This is a genomic window from Flavobacterium taihuense, from assembly GCF_019351435.1.
In the GTDB taxonomy this organism is placed as follows: Bacteria; Bacteroidota; Bacteroidia; order Flavobacteriales; family Flavobacteriaceae; genus Flavobacterium; species Flavobacterium taihuense.
In genome coordinates this window covers 27,853-39,474 of the sequence record NZ_JAHWYN010000010.1, presented here as the reverse complement: position 1 = coordinate 39,474, position 11,622 = coordinate 27,853, and the positions used below count along the sequence as shown (strand labels likewise).

Sequence of the window (11,622 nt, the reverse complement as noted above, 5' to 3'; positions counted from 1 at the left end):
TAATTTATTTGTAAGACTAGAACGCAAAAATACTAACTTTAGTTTGATTTAATTTTATTTTTTGTAACAATTATTATAGTGACTCGTCTTGATTATATAACCAACCAAATAAAACCGCATTTATGAACCAAAATGAATTTGTGCTTTTAATTAATCCATTCAAAGACAAGCTCTTTCGATTGGCTAAGCGATTGCTCGTAAGCACAGAGGAAGCAGAAGATGCGACTCAGGAAATTTTGGTAAAATTGTGGAGTAAAAATGAAAATTTAGATGCGTATAATAGTGTTGAAGCAATGGCGATGACAATGACTAAAAATTATTGTCTGGATCAGCTGAAATCAAAAAGAGCGAGTAATCTGAAAATAGAGCACAGTAATTTTACAGATAAAGAACCCAGCTTATATAAAAAAATAGAAGATTGTGACAGTTTAAGATGGGTTGAAAAAATTATCGACCAATTGCCAGAACAGCAGCGGTTAATTATTCAATTAAGGGATATCGAACAATGCGAGTTTTCGGAAATCGCCAAAATTACAGAGATGAATGAAACTGCTGTACGAGTAGCACTTTCAAGAGCAAGGAAAACAATTAGAGAATATATGTTAAAAACACACAGTTATGGAGTTCAATAAAATGGAAGCACTTTTAGAAAAATACTTTGAAGGAGAGACGAGTATTGTAGAAGAAAATGAGTTAAAAAACTATTTTTCCTCGCCAGATGTTGCACCGCATTTAGAACAATACAAACCTTTATTCGGGTATTTTGCTGAAGCAAAAAAAGAAAGTTTTGGCAAAGATGCACCGTTGATTTCTAAAAAGAAAAAAACTGCATGGCTGTCGATAGCGGCATCAATAGCAGTTTTGATAGGTGCAGGAACTTATGTTTATTTTAATGCTAATGAAGTAAAAGAAAATAATGAATTGGGTACTTATGAAAACCCCAAAGAAGCGTTGGAAGCGACGCAAAAAGCATTGGCTATGCTGTCCAGTAATGTAAATGCCGGTGTCGAGGGGATGCAGTACATTCAAGTGTATGAAGTAACTAAGAATAAGGTATTTGTTGAATAAAAAGCGGGAATGTACAGCCCGACCCAGAGTTGCGAGGAGGAACGACGAAGCAATCTGTGGGACAAACCCAAAAGATTTTTAGAAATGTAGATTAAAAAATAAAAGTATTAAAAATAAAGCGAGAGTGATTCTAGAGCATTCAAGCCCAATTGCAAGTTTAAATTTTAAAAATAATCATTAAATCAAAATAAAATGAAGAAGTTAATAATCACATTAGTAGCAGTTTTGGTATCAAGTCCGTTTTTTGCCCAGTCGGCATTCGATAAATTCGACGGTCAGGAAGAGGTAACATCAATAGTCGTAAACAAAAAGATGTTCGAATTGATGAGTAAAGTAAAAGTTGATATTTCTGATAAAGAAGCGCAGCAATACATGAACCTGATCAAGAAACTAGACAATTTAAAGGTGTTTACCACTCAAAACTCAAAGGTAGAAGGGGAAATGAAAGCAGCGGCCGATAAATATATTAAAACTGCCGGTTTGGAAGAATTGATGCGTATAAATGATAAAGGCAGAAATGTAAAAATCATGGTGAAATCTGGAGTAAAAGATACTCAGATAAGAGAACTGCTGATGTTTGTTGAAGGAAGCAAAGGAGAAGATACCGTTTTGATGTCATTGACAGGCGATTTTGATCTGAATGAAATTTCGGTTTTGACAGATAAAATGAGAATACCAGGAGGAGATGATTTGAAAAAAGCAACTAAAGGTAAAAAGTAAGATGAAAATCATTCTATTTATAATCACACTGCTTTTCAGCCTAGTTTTTGGAAGCTGTAGTTCAGAGCCTACTCTGCAAAAATATTTTGTTGAAAATACCGAAAACAAAGACTTTATTGCGTTGGATATTTCATCAAACATTTTAGATGTTGATAAAACCAAATTAACCGTAGTTCAGAAAGAAGCTTTACAGTCTTTTGAGAAAATAAATGTTTTGGCTTTCAAATTGAATGATAAGAACAAGTCGCAGTTTGAGGCAGAAAGAGCTAAAGTGAATTTGATCCTAAAAGATCCAAAGTATCAGCAGCTGATGAAGTTTAATTCAGGTAAGCAAGGCGCTTCTGTAACCTACGTAGGTACCGATGATCATATCAATGAATTTGTTTTTTTTGCCAATAAAAATGATGCTGGTTTTGCCGTAGTAAGAGTCTTGGGGAAAGACATGAATCCTACCCATATTATGAATATGATTTCTGTTTTAAAAGAGTCAAAAATTGATTTAGAACAATTGAAACCACTTCAGGAATTAATCAAGAAATAAGTTTTTTGCTTATTTGCAATCATCATCAATCATAAACGAATTTAAGTTATAAAAGCGTTTCGAAAGTTTTTTCGAGACGCTTTTTTTTTATGATTTTGAAAACTCAATCCAATCGTTTGGGGTATTTAAGTTTTTTACGATAGCAGAATCAGTTACTGCAATTTGAGTGATTTTTGAAGGATTCATTTTTTTGATTTCTAAATCCAATCTGCTGTTTTCGTCTGCTGGACTTAGCAAAAGTAATGGATTCCAAAAGTCAGCATGCAGTTTTATTGGATGACCATTTTTACCTTCAAAATTCGGAAGTACAACTTGGTTTTTAGTTTCTATAATAGTTTGTAATTCGGTAGTATTTAATATCGGAATGTCAATGGGGGTTATCAATACTGATTTGTTTTTTTGGATTTGCTGTAAAACGGTTTGAAGTGTTGTGAAGGATCCAAGTTCCGGATTTTTATTGATAATTACTCGAATCATGATTTTTTTGTAAATGACAAACTCTGATTCTGCTTGCTTTAACAAAGGTATTTTGTTTAAGTATTCTTGAAAATGATGCCCTAATCCAATATAAACTTCGGTTACAGTTGTAGTTGAGATGCGATTTATTTGTTCCAAAATCCAATAGGTGTTTTGATATTCTAATAAACCTTTTGCAATTCCCATTCTTTCGGATTTACCTCCAGCCAATAACACAAATACAGTATCATTTTTCATAATAAGCTTTCAGTAATTCAGAGGCGATGCTTATGGCAATTTCTTTGGGCGAATTACCGCCTAAATCCAGTCCCATCGGGCAATGCACTGGCGAGATTCCCGCTTTAAAGTCTAATTCGTTTATCAGTAAGTTGTTGAATTTGTTCTTTTTGGTTTTACTGCCTATCAGTCCAATATATTTAGTCTGCTGATGCAATGCTAGAGCTGTAATTTCAAAATCGAGTTTGTGATCGTGAGTCAAAATAACAACATAACAATTTGCTCCCCAGTTTACAGTCTGTTTATAAAGATCAAACGGAACGGAACTGTAATTAACTATTGGGTCAATTTCAATAGCTTCTTTCCAGTTTTCTCTGGTATCTAAAAGCGTAATTGCAAAAGGGGTATCTTTCAGAACTTGACAAATAGCAACGCCGATATGCCCAGCTCCAAAGATGTATAATTCAGGGGATTGATTCATGGATTCAATAATTAATTCTACTTTTCCGCCACAGCATTGTTCAAATTCGGGACCTAAAGTATAAGTGCATTCTAAAATTTTATTTTCCTGAATTGACCGAACGGCTTCATCGATTACCTGAAATTCTAATTTGCCTCCGCCAATAGTTCCAAATATTTCTTTTTGCGGCGTAACAATCATTTTAGATCCTACTTTGCATGGAGCAGAGCCTAGAATTTTAGTAATGGTAACTAGTGCTACAGGCTTTTTTTTACTTTTAAATTCCTGTAATAGTTCAATCCAGTTGTTCATTAAAATAATATTCGTTTTAATTTTTTGTTTTTTGCGTTAGGGATTGAAGAGAAAATCCTTTTTTGAGGCTTTTTTTGCCTCAAAAAAGATTGTAACGAAAAGCCCGACCCTTGTGGTAACGCCCAAAAAATGATTTATACAAGATCATAATCGCTTAGAGGTAAATTGTAATATCGTTTTCCTGTCAGTTTAAATACCGCATTGATGATGGCAGGAGCAATTACAGGAACGCCGGGTTCTCCAACGCCTGTTGGTTTTTCAGTGCTTTCAACAATTTCTACGTGTACCTTTGGAGTTTCATTCATGCGGATCATTCGATAGTCACTATAACTGTTTTGTTCAATGGCGCCATCCTTAGCGGTTATTTTTCCATAATAAGCTAATGACATTCCAAAGACTGCAGCGCCTTCCAGCTGTGCTGTTATCGTGTTTTTATTGACAGCCGTACCGCAATCAATAACGGTATATACATTGTGAACTTTTACTTTGTCATCAATCATCGATACTTCAACAACTGAAGCTACGTAGGAATAAAAGCTATAATGAACAGCCAGACCGTAAGCGTGTCCTTTTGGCAATGGCTTATTATAATTTGCGTTTTTTGCTGCCAGTTTTAAAACGTTTTTTAGACGCGCAGTGTTGTATTTTATGGGATCTTTGGTGTCTTCTATGCGGTCACTTCCGATTAATTTGAGTCGGAATTCCAATGGATCTTGTTTAGCAGCATGAGCCAATTCATCGGCAAATACATTCGTAGAAAAACCGTGAAGAATATTAATTACTGACCGCATCCAGCCAATTCGTACCATGGCAGGAGCCTGTCCGGATTCGATTTTGAAATTTTTTATATCAAAAGGTACAGCGGCGCTAGAGGCTTCCCATCCAGCCGGGTAATCGGTTCCGGGTTTAAAAGTCGACATGATAGAAGGAAAAGCAGAGCGGTGAAGCCAGCCCGTAACATTACCTTGAGCATCCAGAGATGCTTTCATGTATTGTGCGCTAACAGTATGATAATAGCCATGTTTGATATCATCTTCGCGTGACCAGACTACCTGCACAGGAGCTTTAATGGCTTTTGAAACCATCGCAGCCTCTACAATATAATCGGGTTTTGATTTTCGGCCAAAACCTCCTCCTAAAAAAGTAACATTTATAGTAACTTTATCAGGGGTAGTGCCTAGGTAGGCGACAACTTCTTCTTGTGCACTTTGCGGTGATTGTGTTGGAGCCCAGACTTCACAGCGGTCACCTTGAACCCAAGCAACAGCATTAGGAACTTCCATTGGAGCATGTGCTAAATGCGGTAATTGAAAGGTGCTTTCGATAACTTTTGCAGCTTCGCCAAAAGCTTTATTGACATCGCCAGTTTCTTTTTCAACTTTCCCTGCTTTATGAACTCTTTCTGTTAATTCGATCATGTATTTTTCCGAATCATAGCCTTCATTTTTGCCACAATTCCATTTGATTTCCAGAGCTTCTCTTCCTTTAAAAGCTGCCCAAGTATTGGAAGCAATCACGGCAACACCTCCTAAAGGGCCAAATGGTTTTTCGATTCTTGGAATTTCAATTACATCTTCAACACCTTTAATTTTCAGAGCTGCCGTTTTGTCGAACGATTTAACAGTGCCAAAAGTAACCGGACATCGGGCAATAGCAACAACTTTCATGTTGGGTAAGCGTTTGTCAATTCCAAAAACGGCACTTCCGTTTGCGAAATCTTTTACGTCGATGCTTTTTAGATATTTACCTATGTATTTGAAATCTTTTGGGTTTTTATAAGTGATATTTGTTGGAACAGGCAGTGTTGTTACAACATCAACTAATTCTCCATAGCCTATTTTTTTGCCACTGGAATGAATGATAAAGTGGTTTTGAGCGGTACATTCATTTTCAGGAACTTGCCATTTTTTTGCGGCAGCGGTGATCAACATCATTCGAGCCATGGCACCCATTGTTCGCATGGTTTCATAAAAATCGGTTACACTTCTGGAGCCGTCGGTGTTTTGATCTCCGTATTTGGCATCTCCTGTGGCTTGTTTAACTGAGACTCTATTCCAGTTGGCTTCCATTTCATCGGCAACGATAGAGGTTAGGGATGTTCTTACCCCGTTACCCATTTCAGATCGGGAACAAATTATAATAAGACTTCCATCGGGATTTAATTGTACAAACAGGTTGGGATTGAATTCGGTTGCAATTCCCGAGGCGATATCTTTGGAAAATAAAGTGTAATTACAGGCTAGGATCAATCCGCCAGACGCTAATCCTATGTTCTTGATGAAAGACCTGCGGCTTATGTTTTGAATCTCACTCATGATTAGCGATGTTTTTTAAGTTCTACAGTATGTTGAATGGCGCTTTTGATGCGTTGGTACGTGCCACAACGGCAAATATTTCCACTCATGGCATCGTCAATATCGGTGTCTGAAGGATTTTTATTGGAATTGAGTAGGGAAGTAGCCGTTATTAATTGGCCTGGCTGACAATAACCACATTGAGGAACATTGAATTCTTCCCATGATTTTTGCAATAATTGTAAATTTTCTGAAGTTCCTTCAATAGTTGTAATGTTTTTGCCAATAACCGTCGAGACAGGAGTCAAACACGAATAAGTAGCGACATTGTCAACCAAAACTTTGCATGCACCACACGCCCCTATACCACATCCAAATTTGGTGCCCGTAAGGCCAATACTGTCCCTGATAGCCCAAAGCAGAGGCATTTCTGGATCAACATCGATGCTGTATTTCTTCTTGTTTATGAGTAGTGTCGTCATTTGTATTTCAATTTTGAAATTAAGAAGTTGAAAGTTATGACTTTTTTTAAAATTTACATTTAATTTTTTTTGAAAGAAATTCGAGGAAGTGTTTATTTTTGTATTTTACTAAGGTAAATAAGAATCGTAACTATAACCCGTTGAGTACAATTAATTGTAATTTAAGTTTAACAAAACAAAAAAATAACCACATAGAAACAATAGGAAAAAACAACTATTTAGCCCATTTTTTCGGGTTTATATAGCTGTGGTTTTATCGAACATAGGCAAACGTCTTTTTAATGTTTGTAAAATCTATGTTTTTATGTGGTTAAAAACATTTACACCGAATTTCACCAAGCAGGCTAACTGTATAGTTTGAATATAGTTGTCATATCTTGTTTGGGTCTAATGCATCTAGTGCTTACAATAGATGCTACTTTCTAATCAATTTATAACGCTCTATGCTTTTAGATGAAATTTGAGATATACTATATTTTCCAAATAGCTTGTCAAAATATAGTTTTGACTTCTTAAGATTATTATTTTCGTAATAATAATTTCCTAGAAATTCATAAATTTCAAGCGATTCATAGCCTTTGTTGGCAATACGTTCGTAGGTCTTGTGGACGTCAATGAGTACGAATTTTTGCTTGTTTATGGAGTCATATTGAACAGTTTGAGAATAGGTATTTATTATAGATGAAAATATGAATGCAAGACTAAAAAACAGAGGCAAATTATTCTTTAAAGAGTTTAAAGTTTTTTTCATAGGCTATGTTATTTATGGTAGAAATGGATTGTTAAAACACTTAAATTAAGTATGTTATCGATTGTATTCGTAAAATATTGTCTTAGAGTAAGAAAGATAGTAAAAAAAACAGCAATGATATTACGAATTTGATATTTTTTTGCTTCTAAAATAAAAAAGAGCATTAGAAAAAAAGGTGCTAACCTTACTTATCTAATACTCTTTTTTAGTTTTTGTGACCAACAAGAGGACATAAACGAAATAATTTATTGGTATTTGCGATAGTAAGAACATTTAATTTGTTGTGTACAGGATTAGAACGAAAACCACGTAAACAAGTTAAGAGTGAACCTCTTTATACTACTATTATAAAGAGGTTCACTCTTAACTTGTTTACGTTGGATATTAAAATTCAAAATGCAGTTATACAACGTACAATTATAAAATACGAACGGGAATTAAAAGCATACAACCAACTTATAAACAACCGACCAATTGCACAACAATTATTTTTGATTCTTTGCAATGTAGCGGGACAAAATCACGATTTAGGTATAGATACAAACATTGAAATTCAAAACAAATTAAAAATCGAGTTATTGGCAATGATAGAAAAAAAGAATGTTTCGCATTACCAAGAGGGAGCAACCGAATTTGATTCCCGATTTATTACACAAGTCAAAAAAATAGAATTGAATTACCTCGGAAATACAGATGTTTTCGACACGGATTTGAGCAATAGTATTTTCAATCAAATATCCATTGAGCAAGCGCACAATAAAGGAAACGTGTTTTTTGATGAATATCTAAGATTTCACAATGTTAATGAAACTAAAAAAGAGTTGATTTTATCTAAAAAACCAAAACAATTTTTAAACCTACCCGAGTTTGATTTTGATACCTGAAAGTTTAAATGATGTCAAGCACCACCGTTGCAACGATGCGAAACATGGTTTTAAATATGTTTGACACAGAAAAAGTACAAATTTAGGGTTTCGTTGCAACGCCGTTGCAACACCGTTGCAACGGAAATTGCGAGAAGTAAAAGACCTGTAAACTCATTACAGGATTAGTATTAACAAGTGTAAACTTTTTTCAGGACGAGACAATTACAGGCGTTTTGCAAAACTTTTGCAACTGCATTGCAATGATTATTGCAATGCAGTTGCAACGGTTCTTACTGAAACTATTAAATGATAATTTATAGATTGAAAGTAAATAATATTGAATGATGGGGATGATTTCGCAAAGGCTTTGCAAAGGCTTTGCAAAAAACAAATTATTTTTTTGGGAATAAAGTTTTCTTCACAAGAGCTTTTAGCCATCCAAATACCATATAATAAAAGAAAAAAGGCATTAATAACTTGCCGAATTCAGCTAGTGAATAATTAGAATTATTAATGAAAATATTTTCAACAAAATGAAGAACATTTTGAGGAAAGTAGATAACCGAATCAGGATTTTTGATAACTATATAATATATAAATAAAATCATAAAAACATAACTAACGGAACCATAAAGCAAAAGAAAATAGTCAATTATTTTCCAATTCTTTTTTGATTTAAAAATTTGTTTTATTCGCTTAGCTCCATGATCCATTAGGTTAGGTTTTTCCAATGCATCTGATAAAACCCAATAGCCATCACTTCTTACTAATGGATTCAAATTAAATAAAATCCCAATAGAATAAATACACGGCAAAACAATTAACAACTGACAATTAAACAATATTCCTATAGAAACAAGGAATATGGTATAAACCAATTCAAAATACATTCCTGCCAGGTTTACAATTATTCTTTCTCCTTTTCGAAGTTTCCATATATCTGTTACATCTGCATAATAAACAGGTCTAAAGAGGTAAAAGCCTCCACCAATTCCTCCGTGTTTTGCTCCAAAGTAATGTGCTGCTGAAGCGTGTCCAAATTCATGAAAAGTTACACCAATAAAGCCCAAAAAAAAGAACAATAACCATTGTGTTTTTGCGATATTAGCATAAAAAATCTGACTGTAAAATATATAAAAACAAATCGTTAAAATGACTATTGCTATTACCAAAATACTTTTCATTACTTTAGGTAAAAATAGAAATTTCAAATATTTCGTAAATTTAGATACTATCTTTTCATTAATAACAACAAAGCTAAATTTCAAATAATTTGGTTTTTCGTTTGGTCTTATCTGGACATCAACACATTGAACAATGCCATATTTAGCCAATTTATTATATAAAAAATCATTGGCAAAAGAAATTGTTAATTGCTCGTTGTGTTTATCATTGTAAATTCCTACAAGAGTGTCGAGTTTTTTTTTGCCGTCTATTAACTGCAAAAAATCATGTAATTTTTTTGAAATTTTTACTCGATGATCAAATTCAATTTGATGAATAAAATATTCTTCCTTATTGATTGAATGGAAACTAATTTTATCCGAAAGTTGGGGTACTATATTTGTGCTCATAACTTGACAATGCTTGTAAAATTGTAGATGTAGTGAATAATCTGCTAAATTCTTTTGCTCGCACATCCATTCCAAAAGATGCAACTTCATAATGACTCCCTTCAGGTTCTAAAATACTGGAGTTAGGAACCTGCAAAGCATGGGAGTTATCCCACGAACCATCTTCATATTGATTTTTCAATATGTATTCAACTGAGTTTTCTATTTCTAAAGTAAACAATTCGGCTTTCAAAAGTAAAATTTCTAATGCCAGTCCAGTATAAAAAAGATTTTCTCCATATTTATCACTAAAACTCCCATTTTTATTTTGTTTTTCTTTAATTTGATTGATTAGAAAATTCATCTTTTTTTCATCTGCAAGTGCATTATATGTTTTGGCTAAATAATATAACGTGTAAATCTCACTTGTCCACCAATATGAATTTAATTTATTTCCAAAATCAGTTTCGAAATAATCTTTAATCTTTATATAATCAGCCTCATTTTTATAATATGTCACTAAAAAATAAAAACTTACAGCACTTACACAATGATGAGTGCCTAACCATCCACTAACATCATTAATGTTTTTATCGTCTAATGCTTTTAGTAGTTTATCTCCATTGTTATAGGTAGAAAACCCTTTTTGAAACCCTTGAAATTTTAACCACTCTTTAACAACTTGCGAGTTTATTAATTTCTGGTTTAAGCAGAAAGAAAGCATTACAAAATTTGTAGAATCTGCATCTTCAATCCAAGTGGTGTTATAACTCCAGATATTAGTAATCGGATTGGTTTCTAAAAAATCTATTGCTTTTGCGATTTCATTTTCTAACAAATTCTTTAGTAAATCATTTTCAGAAATTTTAGACGTTATAAATGCCGTTGCCCAAGTACTACTTATTCCTCCTTGATTAATGTACTCACGCCAGCTTCCATCTTCATTTTGCGTATTTTTTAAAAATAGTATTGCTTTAGAAATACTACTTTGAATATTATTATTTGTCTCTTTTAGTTTTGACAAACTAATCTCAGTTATTAAAACTTCTAAATAATTATCTAATTCACTAATTGCAATGATAAATCTTTTTTTTGTGTCTTGGATAACTTTTTTCCAGTCAGCAGTATTTATAGTACCAACAACATGTAAAGCTTTATCACAATAAGATATTCCTAACAAATAAATTTCTTTGGAAACGCCTTTTATATATAGATATTTTTCTAAAATTTCTGGTTCCCCAGTTTTTATATCTTGTCTCTCTAGTAAATAAACAGCCCAATTAAATTGTCTACTCTTTAAATCTTCTTTGAAATCCTGTATATCATCATTTAGTTGAAAAGCAACGGAAAAATACTTATGGGAGAGTAACAACTGTTTATATAAATTCTTGTCTTTACTGTCCAAACTATACAAGCAATCTATTGCTACCTTACCAAAAGCAGCCTTCTTATCTGCTAATGTTTCATATTCTTCAATAGAAACAAAGTCTTTTTTAAATAAGTTTTTTTCTAAATATATAGCTTCCAAATATTCGTTTCTACGAGAATTCCAAAGTAGCCAAAAATCACTTTCTAAACCAAAAACACTTGTTAATATCTTGACGCTTTCTTCCTGACAAATGGCTAAAATTGGAAATTTAGAAGTGTCTTTTTCATCTATCATGGCATCCATAATTAAGGTAGCATGATAATACAGATAACCTGCAATATTTAATAGTTCAAGTGTTTTTGATTCGGTAAAATAAACACTTGCAAAAAGACAGGGATAATTTTGGTAATAAATAGGGTTGTTGTTCGAAAAATATTCGTCTAAAATATCTAATTTAAAATTATCAGGAATTGGTAGATTCTGGATATAATCAATAATTTTTTGTTTCATTTC

Annotated in this window: 11 protein-coding genes; 5 read left to right on the top strand and 6 right to left on the bottom strand. The window is 33.2% G+C overall.

Features of this window, described 5'->3' with window-relative positions; translation table 11 throughout:
- The first annotated feature begins 122 nt into the window (after positions 1-122).
- The 4 genes from KZH69_RS12240 to KZH69_RS12225 all read left to right on the top strand — a co-directional run bounded on the left by KZH69_RS12240 (position 123) and on the right by KZH69_RS12225 (position 2,329).
- A complete protein-coding gene (locus KZH69_RS12240; protein WP_219317764.1) occupies positions 123-632 on the top strand; it encodes a GFO_1088 family ECF-type sigma factor in 510 nt (169 codons plus the stop codon).
- Positions 619-1,068, top strand: a complete 450-nt coding sequence (locus tag KZH69_RS12235; protein ID WP_219317763.1) for a PG0215 family putative anti-sigma factor — start codon at positions 619-621, stop codon at positions 1,066-1,068. The genes KZH69_RS12240 and KZH69_RS12235 overlap by 14 nt, the downstream gene beginning before the upstream one ends.
- A 192-nt stretch (positions 1,069-1,260) precedes the next feature.
- Positions 1,261-1,788 carry a GFO_1090 family protein gene (locus KZH69_RS12230; protein ID WP_219317762.1) on the top strand — a complete coding sequence of 176 codons (528 nt, stop codon included), beginning with the start codon at positions 1,261-1,263 and terminating at the stop codon, positions 1,786-1,788.
- A gap of 1 nt (position 1,789) precedes the next feature.
- Positions 1,790-2,329, top strand: a complete 540-nt coding sequence (locus KZH69_RS12225) for a GFO_1091 family lipoprotein (protein WP_219317761.1) — start codon at positions 1,790-1,792, stop codon at positions 2,327-2,329.
- Positions 2,330-2,416: 87 nt separating this feature from the next.
- On the opposite strand, the gene KZH69_RS12220 is transcribed toward KZH69_RS12225, so the two are convergent.
- The 4 genes from KZH69_RS12220 to KZH69_RS12205 all read right to left on the bottom strand — a co-directional run bounded on the left by KZH69_RS12220 (position 2,417) and on the right by KZH69_RS12205 (position 6,570).
- Positions 2,417-3,043 (bottom strand): nucleotidyltransferase family protein, encoded by a 627-nt coding sequence (locus KZH69_RS12220; RefSeq protein WP_219317760.1) that lies wholly within the window; start codon positions 3,041-3,043, stop codon positions 2,417-2,419.
- Positions 3,033-3,794 (bottom strand): xanthine dehydrogenase accessory protein XdhC, encoded by a 762-nt coding sequence (gene xdhC / locus KZH69_RS12215; RefSeq protein WP_219317759.1) that lies wholly within the window; start codon positions 3,792-3,794, stop codon positions 3,033-3,035. The genes KZH69_RS12220 and xdhC overlap by 11 nt, the downstream gene beginning before the upstream one ends.
- A gap of 134 nt (positions 3,795-3,928) precedes the next feature.
- On the bottom strand, positions 3,929-6,109 hold the full coding sequence (locus KZH69_RS12210; protein WP_219317758.1) for a xanthine dehydrogenase family protein molybdopterin-binding subunit: 2,181 nt from the start codon (positions 6,107-6,109) through the stop codon (positions 3,929-3,931).
- A 2-nt stretch (positions 6,110-6,111) separates the two neighbouring features.
- Entirely contained in the window at positions 6,112-6,570 is a 459-nt protein-coding gene (locus tag KZH69_RS12205) for a (2Fe-2S)-binding protein (RefSeq protein ID WP_219317757.1), read from the bottom strand.
- A gap of 1,128 nt (positions 6,571-7,698) precedes the next feature.
- Between KZH69_RS12205 and KZH69_RS12200 the strand changes: the two genes are divergently transcribed.
- Positions 7,699-8,205: a hypothetical protein gene (locus tag KZH69_RS12200; RefSeq protein WP_219317756.1), complete on the top strand. Its 507-nt coding sequence runs from the start codon at positions 7,699-7,701 to the stop codon at positions 8,203-8,205.
- Between the two features lie 374 nt (positions 8,206-8,579).
- On the opposite strand, the gene KZH69_RS12195 is transcribed toward KZH69_RS12200, so the two are convergent.
- Together KZH69_RS12195 and KZH69_RS12190 are read right to left on the bottom strand one after the other, a co-directional pair.
- Positions 8,580-9,761, bottom strand: a complete 1,182-nt coding sequence (locus tag KZH69_RS12195) for a zinc metalloprotease (RefSeq protein WP_219317755.1) — start codon at positions 9,759-9,761, stop codon at positions 8,580-8,582.
- Positions 9,727-11,619, bottom strand: coding sequence for a prenyltransferase/squalene oxidase repeat-containing protein (locus KZH69_RS12190; protein WP_219317754.1), 1,893 nt, complete (start codon positions 11,617-11,619; stop codon positions 9,727-9,729). The genes KZH69_RS12195 and KZH69_RS12190 overlap by 35 nt, the downstream gene beginning before the upstream one ends.
- Positions 11,620-11,622 lie beyond the last annotated feature (3 nt).